The 15,844-nt window shown below is 70.3% G+C and carries 14 protein-coding genes; 7 read left to right on the top strand and 7 right to left on the bottom strand.

Features of this window, described 5'->3' with window-relative positions; genetic code table 11:
- Position 1: 1 nt before the first annotated feature.
- From CRP50_RS10360 to lptG, 3 genes are read right to left on the bottom strand one after another with little or no spacing between them, the layout of a single operon-like run.
- A complete protein-coding gene (locus CRP50_RS10360) occupies positions 2-685 on the bottom strand; it encodes a phosphatase PAP2 family protein (protein WP_097279088.1) in 684 nt (227 codons plus the stop codon).
- Entirely contained in the window at positions 682-2,178 is a 1,497-nt protein-coding gene (locus tag CRP50_RS10355) for an ArnT family glycosyltransferase (RefSeq protein ID WP_097279087.1), read from the bottom strand. The genes CRP50_RS10360 and CRP50_RS10355 overlap by 4 nt, the downstream gene beginning before the upstream one ends.
- Before the next feature lie 14 nt (positions 2,179-2,192).
- Positions 2,193-3,302: an LPS export ABC transporter permease LptG gene (gene lptG / locus CRP50_RS10350; RefSeq protein ID WP_176525117.1), complete on the bottom strand. Its 1,110-nt coding sequence runs from the start codon at positions 3,300-3,302 to the stop codon at positions 2,193-2,195.
- Between the two features lie 127 nt (positions 3,303-3,429).
- Here lptG and CRP50_RS10345 point away from each other — a divergent pair, with 127 nt between their 5' ends.
- The 6 genes from CRP50_RS10345 (at position 3,430) to CRP50_RS10320 (ending at position 9,287) form a co-directional block, all read left to right on the top strand.
- Complete coding sequence (locus CRP50_RS10345) at positions 3,430-4,005, top strand: cob(I)yrinic acid a,c-diamide adenosyltransferase (RefSeq protein WP_097279085.1); 576 nt, start codon at positions 3,430-3,432, stop codon at positions 4,003-4,005.
- 165 nt (positions 4,006-4,170) lie between these two features.
- Positions 4,171-4,917: an electron transfer flavoprotein subunit beta/FixA family protein gene (locus tag CRP50_RS10340; protein WP_097279084.1), complete on the top strand. Its 747-nt coding sequence runs from the start codon at positions 4,171-4,173 to the stop codon at positions 4,915-4,917.
- On the top strand, positions 4,917-5,870 hold the full coding sequence (locus CRP50_RS10335) for an electron transfer flavoprotein subunit alpha/FixB family protein (RefSeq protein ID WP_097279083.1): 954 nt from the start codon (positions 4,917-4,919) through the stop codon (positions 5,868-5,870). Before CRP50_RS10340 ends, CRP50_RS10335 begins: the two co-directional genes overlap by 1 nt.
- A 74-nt stretch (positions 5,871-5,944) precedes the next feature.
- Positions 5,945-6,814: a 3-hydroxybutyryl-CoA dehydrogenase gene (locus CRP50_RS10330; protein WP_097279082.1), complete on the top strand. Its 870-nt coding sequence runs from the start codon at positions 5,945-5,947 to the stop codon at positions 6,812-6,814.
- A gap of 135 nt (positions 6,815-6,949) precedes the next feature.
- Positions 6,950-8,605 (top strand): ArnT family glycosyltransferase, encoded by a 1,656-nt coding sequence (locus CRP50_RS10325; RefSeq protein WP_097279081.1) that lies wholly within the window; start codon positions 6,950-6,952, stop codon positions 8,603-8,605.
- Between the two features lies 1 nt (position 8,606).
- Positions 8,607-9,287 (top strand): phosphatase PAP2 family protein, encoded by a 681-nt coding sequence (locus CRP50_RS10320; protein ID WP_097279080.1) that lies wholly within the window; start codon positions 8,607-8,609, stop codon positions 9,285-9,287.
- A gap of 140 nt (positions 9,288-9,427) precedes the next feature.
- Here CRP50_RS10320 and CRP50_RS10315 read toward each other — a convergent pair whose 3' ends face one another.
- The 3 genes from CRP50_RS10315 to CRP50_RS10305 form a co-directional block, all read right to left on the bottom strand.
- A complete protein-coding gene (locus CRP50_RS10315; protein ID WP_097279079.1) occupies positions 9,428-10,615 on the bottom strand; it encodes an E22 family MetX-like putative esterase in 1,188 nt (395 codons plus the stop codon).
- Between the two features lie 79 nt (positions 10,616-10,694).
- On the bottom strand, positions 10,695-12,182 hold the full coding sequence (locus CRP50_RS10310; RefSeq protein WP_097279078.1) for a leucyl aminopeptidase family protein: 1,488 nt from the start codon (positions 12,180-12,182) through the stop codon (positions 10,695-10,697).
- 63 nt (positions 12,183-12,245) lie between these two features.
- Positions 12,246-13,739 carry a leucyl aminopeptidase gene (locus tag CRP50_RS10305; protein WP_097279077.1) on the bottom strand — a complete coding sequence of 498 codons (1,494 nt, stop codon included), beginning with the start codon at positions 13,737-13,739 and terminating at the stop codon, positions 12,246-12,248.
- A 266-nt stretch (positions 13,740-14,005) separates the two neighbouring features.
- On the opposite strand from CRP50_RS10305, the gene CRP50_RS10300 reads away from it, so the two are divergent.
- Positions 14,006-14,221, top strand: a complete 216-nt coding sequence (locus tag CRP50_RS10300) for a hypothetical protein (protein ID WP_097279076.1) — start codon at positions 14,006-14,008, stop codon at positions 14,219-14,221.
- A gap of 47 nt (positions 14,222-14,268) precedes the next feature.
- On the opposite strand, the gene glp is transcribed toward CRP50_RS10300, so the two are convergent.
- The gene (glp, locus tag CRP50_RS10295) at positions 14,269-15,537 is read right to left on the bottom strand and encodes a gephyrin-like molybdotransferase Glp (protein WP_097279075.1); all 1,269 of its coding nucleotides are present in this window, start codon (positions 15,535-15,537) and stop codon (positions 14,269-14,271) included.
- Positions 15,538-15,844: the final 307 nt, after the last annotated feature.

Raw genomic sequence — 15,844 nt, 5'->3', positions numbered from 1 at the left:
GTCAGCGCTTTCCCAGGATCAGGCGGTGCAGCGCCCAGGTGATGGACACGACGATGACGGCGGACCAGAGGGTGTCGGACAGGAAGTGGCCGCCCTGGATGATGCGCACCAGCGCCACGCCCGAGCCCGCCAGCAGGGCGGCGGCGATGGCCTCGCCCCGCCAGCGGCGCGGCGCCAGGAAGGCGAAGGCGACCAGCCAGAAGCCCAGCGCCCCGTGGCCCGACGTGAAGGAGCAGTTGCTGACGCACTGGTCCGTCACCTCCCACGGCGCGGTGTAGACGGCGTCGCCGCCGAATTCCTTGATCTGGCTCGGCCGGGCGCGGCCCCAGTTCTCCTTGAGGAGGGTGTTGACCACGAGCCCCGGCCCGATGGCGAGCGAGGAGGCCAGGAAAAGCGTCACCCGCCCGTCGATGCCGAGGAAGCGCTGGCCGAGCAGGCGGCCGGCGACCCACAGGATCACCACGAACAGCAGCGCCCCGAACAGCAGCACCGGCAGGCCCTTGCGGACGAACTCGGCGAACCAGCCGCGGGCGTGCACGAAGCCGGCGCCCGGCTCGTAGAACAGGCCGCTCGCCCAGATGTCGACCTTGGGGAACAGCAGGAAGAAGGCCACCAGGGCCAGCGCCCAGGCGGCCGGCCGGGCGCGGATGGAGGCGCCGGCGGCCTCGATGAAACGACCGATCAAGACCCGTATCCCTGAAATCCGTCCAGGCGCCAGACGTTGAGCGTCAGCGCCGCGTCTTCCGACAGGCTCACCCGCAGCACCGCCACTCGCTCCGCCGTCTCGAAGCGGCCCACCACGGCCGCCGGATCCTCGGCGCGGGTGACGTAGAGGAAGGGCCCGGCGCCCACATCGGCGTCGCCCAGCGCCATTTCCAGCTCGTAGTGGTTCTCGATGGCGCCGCCGGGGTTCCACATGCGGGCGGCGAAGGGGTGCGGCTGCACGTAATAGACCAGCGTCGCCATGGTCTTGCGGTCGTCGAACAGCAGCCGGGCGTCGGGCGCCTGGGCGCGCAGGCCGGCGATGCTGTCGCCCATGACGTCCCAGCCGCGCACCCGCTTCAGCGGGTCGAGCTTGCTGCCCGGCGCGATGCCGGCGAGCGGCGCGAGCAGGGTGAAGTTGTGCAGCACGAAGATCACCACGAGGTGCAGCGCGACGGCGGCCTTGAACAGCCGCGTGCGGTCGCGCTCCAGCAGCCAGGCGGTCACCAGCACCGAGGCGGCGACGTAGGCGGTGGCGGCCCAGTTGGCGTTGGCGCGGCTGAGCAGGCTTTCCACCGTCATCACCGCCAGCACCGGCAGGGCGAAGGCGATGAGCAGGCGGTAGCGCTCGTCGCCGACCGTCGGCCGCCAGCGGGCAATCACGATCCACAGCAGCACGGCGAAGAAGACGGGGCCGAACACGCCGAACTGGCTGCCGACGAACTCCGCCAGCTGGTCGGGGTTGAACAGGTCGCCGCCCAGGTTGGCGTTGGCCTGGGTGTGGGCGTAGGACACGAAGTCGTTGGACCAGTTCCACCACAGGTTCGGCGCATAGCACAGCGCCGCCACCACCAGCGCCAGCCACGGCCCGGCCTTGCGGGCCTCGCCGCGCAGGCTCGGCACCCAGGCGAGCGACAGGGCGAGCGAGACCACGAAGAACACCATGGCGTACTTGGACAGCAGGCCGAGTCCGACGAACAGCCCGAGCCCGAGCCACGCCGCCAGCCCCGCCCCTTCGCGCACCCGCACCAGCATGAGCAGCGCCAGCGCCCAGAACAGCAGCAGGAAGGGATCGGTGGTGATGACGAGGCTGGAGAACGACACGCCGGGCATCAGGGCGTAGGCCAGCGCGCTCCAGAACCCGATGCGGCGGTCGAACAGCCGCCAGCCGACGTGATAGAGCGCCAGCGCCGCCCCGAAGTGGGCGAGCGACGACCCCAGCTTGACGCAGACCTCGCCGTCGCCGCACACGGCGGTGGTGGCGGCGATGGCCCAGGCGACCATGGGGGGCTTGGAGAAGTAGCCGAAGGCCGGCTCTTGCGCCCACAGCCAGTACTGCGCCTCGTCGAAGCTGACGTTGATGCCGAGCGCCGACAGCGCCATGACGCGCCACACGGTCAGCGCGCCGAGCAGCAGGACGACGGGAACCGGACCGGTGAGGGCGGAGCCGGGGCCGCGGGAACGGATGGCAGGCATGGTGGGGGATCGCCTCAGCCGTCTTCCAGGTGGAACAGGAAGGCGGTGCCGAGCAGCGCGGTCACCGCCGCCGGACTCCACGCCGCCAGGGCCAGCGGCAGGGTGTCCGACAGGCCGAGGGCATAGGTGACCTTGCTGTAGAAGTACAGGCCGAACCCGGCCATGACGCCGCCGAGCACGCGGAACAGCAGCTTGCCCGACCGCAGGTTCGGGTTGATGGTGAACACCGCGGCCACCAGCACCATGGACGCCAGCAGCAGCGGCGAGGCCAGCAGGCTGTGCCAGTAGATGGTGTGGCGGTGGGCCGAGAAGCCGGCCGATTCGAAGAAGGCGATGAAGTCCGGCAGCTCCCAGAACGGCACGCTCTCGGGCTGGGCGTATTTCTCCTGGATGCGGCCGATGGTCAGGGTGGTCGGCAGCTCCATGGCGTCGAGCTTGCGGCTCGGCAGGCCGGGCACCATGACCCAGGCGTCCTGCAGCTTCAGCACGCCGTCGCCGAGGGTGGCGCGGTCGGCCTCGATGCGGCGGATGAAGTGGTTTTCGTCCTTCAGCTCGAAGACCGAGATGCGGCCCATCTTGAGCGTGAAGTCCTCCTGCCGCACCAACCCCGCCCGCAGGATGGCGGTGCGCTCGCCGGGGCCGCTCTCGCGCAGCCACATGCCGCCGCCCGAGAAGTTCAGGGCGCCGGCATCGTCGGACAGCTTGAAATCCTGCTCCATGGCCTGGAAGCGGGCGTAGAGGCGGGCGCCGACCGGGTTCATGACCGTGATCTCGATCACGCCGATGAGCGCCGTCACCAGCACGATGGGCGCCAGGAACTGCCAGGCCGAGACGCCGGAGGAGCGCATCACCACCAGTTCCGACGACCGGGCCATCCGCCAGAAGGTGATCATGGCGGCCACCAGCACCACGAAGGGCAGGGTGGTGTGGATCATGTTGGGCAGCTTGAGCAGCGCCATGACCACAAGTTCGCCCGCCGGCGTGCCGGTGCCGGCGGCGCGGCGCAGCAGCTCGATCAGGTCGAACAGCACGATCAGGCCGGCGATGACCAGCAACGTGCCGGTGAACGCCCCCAGGAAGTGGCGCGTCACGTACCGCGACAGGGTCGGATAGATCCGGAACACGAAACCGATTGTCCTTTGCATGGGCGCGCGAGGCGGCGCATTCTAGCGCCCCGGCGGGCGGCACGATACCTTCGGCTGCCGCCGCCGCACCGCCCGACGCGGACCGCAGTATGGGGAGCAAAGCCGGATGGTTCAACTGACGCGCATCTACACCCGGGGCGGCGACACCGGCAAGACGTCGCTCGGCAACGGCACGCGCGTGGCCAAGCACGACCTGCGGGTCGAGTCCTACGGCACGGTGGACGAGGCCAACGCCGTCCTCGGCATCGCCCGCCTGCACACCGCGGGCACCGCGGCCGACCAGATGCTCATGCGCATCCAGAACGACCTGTTCGACCTGGGCGCCGACCTCTGCATCCCGCCGAGCGAGGGCGAGGATCAGGCGGAATATCCGCCGCTGCGCATGACGGCGCAGCAGGTGACGCGGCTGGAGGAGGAAATCGACTCCATGAACGCCGACCTCGCGCCGCTGAAATCCTTCGTTCTGCCCGGGGGCGCCCCTGCTGCGGCGCACCTTCACCTCGGCCGCACCGTGTGCCGGCGGGCGGAACGCGCCATCACCGCCCTGGCCGAGGTGGAGCCGGTGAACCCCGACGCCATCCGCTACATCAACCGCCTGTCGGACCATCTTTTCGTGATGGCACGGTACCTTAACGCCCAGGGGCCGGGCGATGTGCTGTGGGTCCCGGGGGGCAACCGCTAGCGGCAACAATCGTGCCGTACTGGCCGGTCAGATTGACACGATATTCCGAAGCCTTTATTTTGCGCCGCAAACATAAAGGTTGCGCGTACAGCGCGACGACGAGGCGCAAGCCGCCCCGTCGGGGGAGTAAGACCGGAACGCAACCGCTGAGATGACAGGAAATCCATGAAGGTTCTCGTCGCCGTCAAGCGGGTCGTCGACTACAACGTCAAGATCCGCGTCAAAGCCGACAAAACCGGCGTTGAAACGTCCAACGTCAAGATGTCCATGAACCCCTTCGACGAGATCGCCGTCGAAGAGGCGGTCCGCCTGAAGGAGGCCGGCAAGGCCACCGAGGTGGTCGCCGTCAGCCTGGGCGTCGCCCAGTGCCAGGAAACCATCCGCACCGCCCTCGCCATGGGCGCCGACCGCGGCATCCTGGTGCAGAGCGACGACGAGCTGCAGCCGCTGGCCGTCGCCAAGCTGCTGAAGGCGGTCGTCGAGAAGGAAAGCCCGGATCTCGTGATCCTCGGCAAGCAGGCCATCGACGACGACAGCAACCAGACCGGCCAGATGCTGGCCGCTCTGCTCGGCTGGCCGCAGGGCACGTTCGCGTCCAAGATGGACGTGACCGACGGCCTGCAGGTCACCCGCGAGATCGACGGCGGCCTCGAGACCGTCGCGCTCAAGCTGCCGGCCGTGGTGACCGCCGACCTGCGCCTGAACCAGCCGCGCTATGCGTCGCTGCCGAACATCATGAAGGCCAAGAAGAAGCCCATCGACACCCTGTCGCCCGCCGATCTGGGCGTCGACGTCGCGCCGCGCCTCGTGACCGTGAAGGTCGAGGAACCGGCCGCCCGCAAGGCCGGCATCAAGGTGCCGGACGTCGCCACCCTGGTCGACAAGCTCAAGAACGAAGCGAAGGTGATCTGATGAGCATCCTGGTCATCGCCGAAATCTTCGAAGGCGCGCTGCGCGGCGGCGTCTTCAACACCGTCACCGCCGCCCAGCATCTGGCGGACAAGGGCGCGGGCGACATCCACATGCTCGTCGCCGGCAAGGACATCGGCGCCGCCGCCGAGGCCGCCGCCAAGATCGCCGGCGTCGCCAAGGTGATCAAGGTGGACGCCGACGCCTACGCCCACCCGCTGGCCGAGCCCATGGCCGACCTGATCGTGTCGCTGGCCGGCGCCTACAGCCACATCCTGGCCCCGGCCGACACCTTCGGCAAGAACGTGCTGCCGCGCGTCGCCGCGCTGCTCGACGTCGCCCAGATCTCCGAGATTTCGGCGGTCGAAGGCGTCGACACCTTCGTGCGCCCGATCTACGCCGGCAACGCCATGGCGACCGTCCAGTCCAAGGACGCCGTCAAGGTCGCCACCGTGCGCGGCACCAGCTTCGACGCCGCCGCCGCCCAGGGTGGTTCGGCCACCATCGAAGACGGCAGCCCCGCCGCCGACGCGGGCCTGTCGCGCTTCGTCGGCCAGGAGCTGTCGAAGTCCGAGCGTCCCGAGCTGACCAGCGCCAAGATCGTCGTTTCCGGCGGCCGCGGCATGGGCTCGGGCGAGAACTTCAAGCATATCGAAGCGGTCGCCGACAAGCTGGGCGCCGCCGTCGGTGCCTCGCGCGCCGCCGTCGACGCCGGCTTCGTGCCCAACGACTACCAGGTCGGTCAGACCGGCAAGGTGGTCGCCCCCGACCTGTACATCGCCGTCGGCATTTCCGGCGCGATCCAGCATCTGGCGGGCATGAAGGACTCCAAGGTCATCGTCGCGATCAACAAGGACGAGGAAGCGCCCATCTTCCAGGTCGCCGACTACGGCCTGGTCGGCGACCTGTTCCAGGTTCTTCCGGAACTGGAGCAGGAACTCGACAAGGTCAAATAACGCAGTAATGCAAGAGAGCGTAGGGGCTTCTCTGGGTCGACACGCATACAGCCAGTCAAGGAAAGGCCAGTTACATGATCAATAAGATCGGCGTCATCGGCGCCGGCCAGATGGGTAACGGTATCGCCCATGTCTGTGCGCTGTCGGGCTACGACGTCCAACTGGTGGACATCAACCCGGCCCAGTTGGACAAGGCCCTCAACGTCATCACCAAGAACCTCGACCGTCAGCTGAAGAAGGGCGTCATCGACGAGGCGGGCAAGGCGACCACCCTCGGCCGCATCCGCACGACGACCGAATTCGTCTTCACCGACTGCGACGTGGTGATCGAGGCGGCGACGGAAGACGAGTCGGTGAAGAAGGAAATCTTCGCCAAGGTGTGCCCGAGCCTGAAGCCCGAGGCGATCCTCTGCACCAACACGTCGTCCATTTCCGTCACCCGCCTCGGTGCCACCACCGACCGTCCCGGCAAGTTCATGGGCATGCACTTCATGAACCCCGTGCCGGTCATGCAGCTGGTCGAGCTGATCCGCGGCATCGCGACGGACGAAAGCACCTTCTCCGCGATCCGCAAGTTCACCGAGACCCTCGGCAAGCAGCCGGTGAACGCCGAAGACTTCCCGGCCTTCATCGTCAACCGCATCCTGCTGCCGATGATCAACGAGGCGGTCTACACCCTGTACGAAGGCGTCGGCTCGGTGGACTCCATCGACACCGCCATGAAGCTGGGTGCCAACCACCCGATGGGCCCGCTGGAACTGGCGGACTTCATCGGCCTGGACGTCTGCCTCGCCGTCATGCACGTGCTGCACGACGGTCTGGCCGACACCAAGTACCGCCCCTGCCCGCTGCTGGTGAAGTACGTCGAAGCCGGCTGGCTCGGCCGCAAGACCGGCAAGGGCTTCTACGACTACTCCGGCGAGAAGCCGATCCCGACCCGCTGACGCGGGCCGGGGCACGCGCCCTCGTCATCGTCCCGGGCTGGCGAGCCGGCCCGGTGATGTGCTAAAGCGGCCCCCGGACCCCGTGTCCGGGGGCCGTGCCTTTTCCGTCGACCGAGCGAGCAGGAGCGCCGCACCGTGCAGAAGATCCTCCAGGGCTGGCGGCCCTACGCCATCCTGACCCTGCTGTGCGCCCTGCTCTACGTGCCCGGCATCGCCGCCGTCCCGCCGCTCGACCGCGACGAGAGCCGCTTCGTGCAGGCGTCGCGGCAGATGATGGTCACCGACGACTATGTGACCATCTGGTTCCAGGACGAGCCGCGCCACAAGAAGCCGGTCGGCATCCACTGGATGCAGTCGGCCGTCGTCGACACCCTCGGCCACCCGGAAGACACCGCCATGTGGCCCTATCGCCTGGTGTCGGTGTTCGGGGCGGTGATGGCGGTGCTCGGCACCTTCTACTTCGGCGCGGCGCTGCTCGACAGGCGGGTGGCGCTGGTCGGGGCGGGCGTGCTGGCGGCGTCGCTGATCCTGGTGACGGAGGCGCATCAGGCCAAGACCGACGCCGTGCTGCTGGCTTGCGCCGTCGCCGTGCTCGGCACCTTCGGGCGGCTCTACGTGCAGTCGCGCGGCGGCAAGGCGGTGCCGGGGTGGAACGTCCTGTTGTTCTGGCTGGCGCTCGGCTGGTCGGTGATGATCAAGGGGCCGGTGGTGGCGGCGGTGCTGCTGCTGACCATGCTCACCCTCGCCGTCGTCGACCGCCGGATCTCGTGGCTGCACGGGCTGCGCCCGGTGATGGGCATCCCGCTGGCGCTGGCCGTCTTCCTGCCGTGGTACCTGGCGGTGAACGAGGCGACCAGCGGCGGCTTCCTGTCGGAGGCGGTGGGCCAGGACCTGCTGCCCAAGCTGCTGTCCGGCCAGGAGAGCCACGGCGCGCCGCCCGGCTATTACCTGGTGCTGGCGCTGGTGACCTTCTGGCCCGGCAGCCTGTTCCTGTGGCCCGCCCTGCGGCGCGGCTGGACGGAGCGGGCACAGGCGCCCATGCGTTTCCTGCTGGCGTGGATCGGCCCGGCGTGGCTGATGTTCGAGCTGGTGCCGACCAAGCTGCCGCACTACACCCTGCCGCTTTACCCGGCCCTGGCGCTGCTGGTGGCCACCGCGCTCTTCGCCGTGCGCGAAGCCGCCTACCAGCGCCTCGCCGGCCTGCCGGCGCGGGTGTGGTACGCGGTGTGGGCGGTGGTCGGGCTGGCGCTGGCCGGCGCCTCCGTCGCCCTGCCCAACATCCATGGCGACGGCCTGAACGTCCTGACGCTGCCCATCGCGCTGGCCGCCCTGGCGGCGGCGGTGGTGCCCGTGGTGCTGGCGTGGCGCACCCGCTACCTCAACGCGCTGGCCGCCGCCATTGCCTGCGCCGGCGTCACCTACATCGGCGTCTTCACGGTGGTGCTGCCGGGCCTGACCGACTTCGCCGTCAGCCCGCGCCTCGTCGCCGCCTACGACGCCGCCCTGCCGGGCCGCGCCTTCCCGCTGGTCACCACCGGCTACACCGAGCCGAGCCTCGTCTTCCTCGCCGGCACCGAGACGGTCTTGACCTCGCCCGAGGGCGCCGCCACTTACCTCGCCGACCATCCGGGCGCGGTGGCGGCGGTGGAGAGCCGCGACCAGCAGGCCTTCCTCGACACCCTGGCCGCCCGCCCGGACGCCACCGTGGTGCCGGTGGACAGCGTGCAGGGCTTCAACTATTCCCGCGGCCGCGAGGTCGACATCACCCTCTACCGCTCGGAGACCCCGTGACGTGATCGCCGCCGCCGACGCCCTCGCCCTGGTGCGCCGCCATCCGCGCTGGAGCGCCTGCGCCGCCGTGCTGCTGGTGGCGCTGGCCAGCGTGGTGCTGGTGGACCGTCCGCTGTCGGAACGCATCCGCGCCGGCCTCAGCGACGAGGGCTACGGCTTCTGGCGGGTGGTGAGCGACGTCGGGCTGGCGGAATACTGGTACGGCGTGGCGCTGGTCGGACTGCTGACCGCCTGGGTGCGCGGCAAGCTCGCCTGGACGCTGGAGGGCCTGCAGGAATGCCGCCGGCAGCTGCGGGCGTGGGGGTTCATGCTGCTCGCCATGCTGCTGAGCGGCGCGGCCGTCCACATCGTGAAGTTCGTCACTGGCCGGGTGCGCCCGAAGGAGATGTTCAGCCCCGATACGCCGCTCTACGGCTTCTTCCCCTTCTCGGGCGAGCAGAGCTTCCCCTCGGGCCACGCCCAGGCCATCTGGTCGGCCATGGTGGCGCTGTCGGTGCTGTTCCCGCGGCACCGCTGGTGGTTCTTCGGCATCGCGCTGATCGTGTCGCTGAGCCGCGTCGCCACCTTCCAGCACTTCCTGGCCGACATCCTGGTCGGCGGCACGCTGGGCATCGTCGTGACGCTGGCCCTGCGCGACCGCTTCGAGAAGAAAGCCGCCCTGCGGATCGGCAAGGCGGCTTGAGAGTCTGTTTGCGGCGGTGATCGGTGGGATCACCGCCGCGCCCTCAGGCGCCGGGCGCGGCCTCCGGCCGCTTGGCTCCCGCGGCAGGGGCCGCGCGGCGCGGTCGCGCCGTCCGCCTTGCGGCGCACCTCAGTCCCGCGTCACTCCTTCGCCAGGAACGTGCGGATCGCGTCCGCCGCCTGGGCCATGTTCAGCACCCCGTCCAGATGGCCGCGGGTGCCGGCCAGTTCCACCACCTTCACCGGCGTGCCGTCGGCGGCGATGAGGGCGGCGGTCTTGCGCACGCCTTCGGGGAAGAACACCAGATCCTCCGGCTGGTGGATGATGAGCGTCGGCGCCTCGATCTTCGCCAGCGCCGCCGCCAGGCTGTCGCCGTGGCCGGCGGTGAAGGTCTGGTTGGCCTTCACCAGATAGAGAAAGTGGTTGGCGTCCGACACCTTGGCGCGGGCCTGCGCCACCTGGTCGAGCACCGCTTCCACCTTGTACTTGGCGTCCATGGACTTGGCGGGATCCTTGCCCTCCTCGGCCCAGGCGCGGCCGAAGGTCTCGTCGGCCCATTCGTAGTGGTTGGCCTGCAGGGTGACGATCTTCAGCGCCTCGGCGAGGCCCTTGTTCGGCGGCTCCTTGCCGTAGTAGTCGCCGCCGTTCCAGTTGGCGTCGACGGTGATGGGGGCGCCCCAGACGTTCAGGGTGCCGATGAGGTAGGCGTCCGCCTCCGCCGAGCCGATGACGGGGATCAGCCGCTCCACCATCTGCGGGTAGGCCGCCGCCCACTCGTAGGCCTGCAGCGAGCCCATGGAGGCGCCCATCACCGCGTGCAGCTTGGCGATGCCGAGGCTGTCCAGCAGGGCCTTCTGCACCTCCACGAAGTCGCGGATGGTGACGACGGGGAAGTCCATGCCCCACGGCTTGCCGGTGGCCGGGTTGGTGGAGGCGGGGCCGGTGGTGGTGACCTTGGGGTCGCCGGTGTTGAGGTTCACCAGCGTGTCCGACGACAGCACGTAGTACTTGTCCGTATCCAGCGCCTTACCAGGGCCGATGATGGCGTCCCAGTAGCCGGGCGCCTTGTCCTCCGCCGCGTACTTGCCGGCGGCGTGGCTGGTGCCCGAGAAGAAATGGGTGACCAGGATGACGTTGTCCTTGGCCTCGTTCAGGGTGCCGTAGGCCTCCCAGCCGATGCGCACCGGCGCGATGGTGGCGCCGCCGCGGGTGGTGTAGGTCGGCATCTCGAAGACCTGCTTTTCGACCAGCTGGTCGTAGGCGGCGGCCGGCGCGGCGGACAGCAGCGCCACGGCCAGGACGGCCGCGGCGGATGTGAAGCGGTTCATGGAAGACCTCCCGGTTGTTTTGCAGTCATGACAACCGGCGCGCCCGAGTCGGGTCAACTGCCAAAAAGGTGGAGGTCTTTCAGGGTGCGGGCCGCGCCAGCCTCTCCGCCAGCGCCGTCAGCAGGCGCACGCCGAAGCCGGTGGCGCCCTTGGGCGACAGCGGGCGGTCGTCGTCGGCGGTGGCCACCCCGGCGATGTCGAGGTGCGCCCACGGCACGCCCGCCGGCGCGAAGTGCTGCAGGAACCGGGCGGCGTGCAGGGCGTCGGGCAGGAAGCGTCCGGCGGGTGCGCATTGCAGCAGGTCGGCGAGGTCGCTCTTCAGGTCGTCGTCGTAGTCGGCCGTCAGCGGCAGCGGCCATAGCTGCTCGCCCACCGCGTCCCCGAGGTCGCGCAAGGCGGTGGCGAAGCCGGCGTCGGCGCAGAACAGCCCGGCCATGTGGCGCCCGAGCGCGGTCACCACCGAGCCCGTCAGCGTCGCCACGTCCACCACCGCCCGCGGCCGCAGGGAAGCGGCATGGGCCAGGGCGTCGGCCAGCACCAGCCGGCCCTCGGCGTCGGTGTCGATCACCTCCACCGTCAGGCCCTTGGCGGAGCGCAGCACGTCGCCCGGCCGCAGGGCCGAGTCGCCCACCGCGTTCTCGGCGATGGCGAGGATGCCGACCACCGGGCAGGCGGCCTGCATGGCGGCCAGGGCGTGGATCGCGCCGAGCACCGCCGCCGCGCCGCCCATGTCGCCCTTCATGCGCTCCATGCCGTCGGCGGGCTTCACGCACAGGCCGCCGGTGTCGAAGGTGATGCCCTTGCCGACCAGGGCCAGCGGCGGGGTGGCGTCATTCCCCGCGCCCGGCCATGTCAGCGTCACCAGTGCCGGCGGCTCCGTGGCGGCGCGGCCGACGGCGGCGAGCAGGCCGAAGCCGGCCGCCTCCAGCGCGTCCACCCCCTGCACCACGTCGACCCGCACGCCGAGCGCCTCCGGCGCCTGCGCCCGTGCCACGAAGGCGCGCGGCGTCAGCACGTTGGCGGGCGCGTCGACCAGATCGCGGGCGAGCAGCACGCCCCCCGCCTCGGCCCGGGCGGCGCGCCACTGCGTCTCGGCGGCGGCGGTGGCGGAGATGCGGAGGGTGGCGGCAACCAGCGTCGGGTGGGCGGCGGGCTCCGGCCGGGTCTGCCAGGGCGACAGGCGCGGCAGGCGCAGCACCAGCCCTTGCGCGAAGGCCGCCGCCGTCTCCGGCGTCAGGTCCAGGTCGACGGCGAGCTGCGCCACGCCGGCGCAGCCCAGCTCCGCCGCCACGGCGGCCCCGAGGCGGCGGGCGCGGTGGGCGTCCAGCTCCCCGAAGGGGCCGAGGCCGAGCAGTACCAGCCGTTCCGCCGTCGTGTCGGCGGGGGCGAGCAGGGTGAGCATCTGCCCCTCCCGCCCGCCGAAAGACGGCGAGGCGGCGAGCGCCCGCTCCACCTGGGCGGCGACGACGGAGGCGCGGGCGGCGGCGGTGGCGTTGCCGCCCTCCCACACGCCGAGCACGCGGGCGCCGCCGGCGGGCAGGGCGGCGGCGAAGGAAATGTCGATCATGAGGCCTGCATGAAAAGGAAAAGCGGCGGCCCCTGGACAGGGCCGCCGCGCGGGAGGGAGTGCTTACTTCGCCTCGAACTCGTCGGCGACGAGGCGGTCGAGCAGGCGGACGCCGAAGGCAGTGGCGCCCTTGGGCACCGTCGGGCTGTCCTTCTTCGACCACGTCACGCCGGCGATGTCGATGTGGGCCCAGGGCAGGCCGTCCTTGACGAAGCGCTTGAGGAACTGGGCGGCGGTGATGCTGCCCGCCTCGCGGCCGCCGGTGTTCTTCATATCGGCGATGTCGGACTTGATCTGCTTGTCGTAGGCGTCGCCCATGGGCATGCGCCACACCTTCTCGCCGGTCGCCTTGGCGGCGGCGGCGAGCTTGTCCGACAGGCCGTCGTCGTTGGAGAACAGGCCGGCGTGTTCGCCGCCCAGGCTGATGATGATGGCGCCGGTCAGCGTCGCGAGGTCGATGATGGCCTTGGGCTTGTGCTTTTCCTGGGCGTACCACAGCACGTCGGCGAGCACGAGGCGGCCTTCGGCGTCGGTGTTGATGACCTCGATGGTCTGGCCCGAGGCGCTGGTGACCACGTCGCCGGGGCGCTGCGCGGTGCCCGACGGCATGTTCTCAACGAGGCCGATGAGGCCGACCACGTTGGCCTTGGCCTTGCGGCCGGCCAGCGCCTTCATGAGGCCGGTGACGACGCCGGCGCCGCCCATGTCCCACTTCATGTCTTCCATGCCGCCGGCCGGCTTGATGGAGATGCCGCCCGAGTCGAAGCACACGCCCTTGCCGACGAAGGCGACCGGCGCGTCCTTCTTGTCGTCGGCGCCCTGCCATTCCATGACCACCATCTGGCTCTCGCGCGCCGAGCCCTGGCCGACGCCGAGCAGGGCGCCCATGCCGAGCTTCTTCATGTCCTTCTCGCCGAGCACGGTGACCTTGAGGCCCAGGTCGGCGAGCTTCTCGCATTCCTTGGCGAAGCTTTCCGGGTGGATGACGTTGGCCGGTTCGCTGACCAGGTCGCGGGTCAGGAAGATGCCGGCGGCGACGGCTTCCAGCGGCGCCCAGGCCTTCTTGGCGGCGCCCGGCTCGGGGCTGGTCACCGTCAGCTTGGACAGCTTCGGCTTGTCGTCCTTCTTCTCGGTGGTGCGGTACTTGTCGAAGCGGTAGCTGCGCAGCAGCGCGCCGTAGGCGACCTGGGCGGCGGCCTCGCCTTCGTCCAAACGGCTGGTCTCGAGGCCGTCGATGACGATGCAGCCCTGCTTGTCGTCGGCCAGCGCCGCCCAGGCGCTGCCGCCGGCGGCCTGCAGGCCGAGGCTGTCGACGTCGGCGGCCTTGCCGATGCCCACCAGCACGATGCGGTCGAGATCGGTGCCCATCGGCGCCAGCAGGCTGAGGGTCTGCCCCGCCTTGCCCTCGAACCGGCCGGCGGCGCGGGCGCGCGCCAGGGCGCCGTTCAGCGTGCCGTCGAGATCCTTCAGGAAGGCCGCCGGCTCGGCGTCCTGCGCGACAAGCACGGCGAGGGCGCCCGCGTCCGGAACGGCGGGCTTGGCGAAGGAAATCTTCATGATGGGACGATCCTCATGGCTTTGACGAAAGGTGTGGCGCGCGGCGAAAGGCGCGCAGAATGAACGGCTTGCCCTCGACTGTAGCGGAACGGCAGCCGAAGAAAACCCCTGCTGGTGCAGGTGGGGGAGAGGCCGCGCCGGGTCAAGGCCGCCGACGACCGCCCGCTTGCGGCCATTTTCTCCGGCGATTGACGATTGTCATGGGGCGCAACGCGCCGCGCTCCTACCCTCGGGGCAGAAAGAGTCGCGTCGAAAGGACCCGCACCATGCGCTTTCTGCCCATCCTCCTGCCCGTGTTCATGATCGCCCCCATCGCCATCTGGCTGGTGATCGAGATGGCGGTCATCAAGGGCGACGCCGCCCGCTGGCTGTCGGGCAACCTGTGGGAGGTCGGCCTCGGCCTCGTCGTCACCTTCGGCGCCTGCTTCGCCGTGGCCAAGTTCGTCGGCGACAGCATCCAGAACACCATGCGCCGCCGCTGAGGCGGCGCCTTTCACCCCGCCATGCGCCGCCGTCGAGGCGGCGCCTTTCACCCGGCCATGGTGTCGGGGAAGGGGATGACGGTCAGCGCCTCGCCCTCGCGAACGCCGGGGCTGTCCTCGGCCAGTTCGGCGAGGGCGTGGCTGTCCACCAGCGAACTGATCATGTGCGAGCCCTGGCCGCGCTCCAGCCGTGCCAGGGTGCCGCCGTCGGCCTGAGTTTCCAGCCGCACCCGGATGAACTCGCGGCGGCCTTCCTTCTTCACGTAGGAGAAGCCGGCCGGCACCTGGAAGCGGCGCAGCGCGATGTCGCGCGCCCCCGCCAGCCGCAGCAGGATGGGCCGCGCCACCAGCAGGAAGGTGACGGCCGTCGCCACCGGGTTGCCCGGCAGACCGATGAACACCGTCTCGCCCACCCGGCCGAGCGCCACCGGCTTGCCCGGCTTGATGTTCAGCCGCCAGAAGGTGATGGCTCCTTTCGCCTCCACCGCCTGGCGGACGTGATCTTCCTCACCCACCGAGACGCCGCCCGTGGTCATCACCACGTCGTGGTCGACGGCCGCCGCCTCGATGGCGCGCGTCACCACGGCGGGGTCGTCGGCGAGGCGGCCGAGGTCGGTCACCGCCACCGGCAGGCCGGCGAGCATCGCCTGCAGGGCGTGGCGGTTGCTGTCGTAGATGCAGCCGGGCGGCAGGTCGTCGCCGGGCTCGTGCAGCTCGTCGCCGGTGGAGAACACGGCGACGCGCAGGGGACGGCTGACGGTCATGGTGCCGTGGCCGACGGCGGCCGCCATGGCGATGTCCTGGGCGCGCAGGCGGGCGCCGGAATGCAGCACCACCGAACCGGCCTCCACGTCCTCGCCGGCGTGGCGGACGTTGCGGCCGGGCCGGACGCCGGGCGGAATGGTGACGCGGCCGTCGGGCTGGACGGTCACCTCCTCCTGCATGACCACGGCGTCGAAGCCGGCGGGCATGGGCGCGCCGGTGAAGATGCGCACCGCCGCCCCGGCCTGCGCCGTGCCGTCCAGCGGCCGGCCGGCGGCCTGGCGGGCGGTGACGGGCAGGGTGGTCTCGGCGTCGGCGTCCAGGTCGGCGGCGATCACCGCATAGCCGTCCATGGCCGAGTTGGTGGCCGGCGGCAGGTCGATGCGCGCGGTGACGTCGTGGGCCAGCACGCGGCCGAGCGCGGCCCACAGCGGCACGGTCTCCACGTCGGTCACCGGCACCAGGTCGCGGTCGATGATGGCGAGGGCCTCGTCCAGCGGCATCAGGCGCTTGGCGGCGGCGCAGCAATCGTCGAGCAGGCGACGGACCCCCATGGGACAACCTCCGTACGGTTATGGGTCGGGCGGGCGCCAGTGTAGCCGAGCCCGCGGGCCTCCGACAGCGTGGAACGGACGGCACGAGTCGGTTGTTCCCCCTCCCGCCAGCGCCCGTATGGGTGCTCCTTCGGGCAACGAAGGTGCCAAGCTTCGGCAAGACGAGGACGACGTTTCCGGTACTCTCGCTCATGAAGACGGAGTATCGGACCAGTACCCCGGAGGGCTGAGGTCAGTGACGTCACGTTCGGCTTGAGAGGGAGTGCCGAATCGGGCAATCCTCGATTTGGTCTTTCACCTAAGGTTA

Source organism: Caenispirillum bisanense, from assembly GCF_900230255.1.
GTDB classification, from domain to species: domain Bacteria; phylum Pseudomonadota; class Alphaproteobacteria; order Rhodospirillales; family Rhodospirillaceae; genus Caenispirillum; species Caenispirillum bisanense_A.
This window is presented reverse-complemented; position numbering and strand designations above follow the sequence as displayed.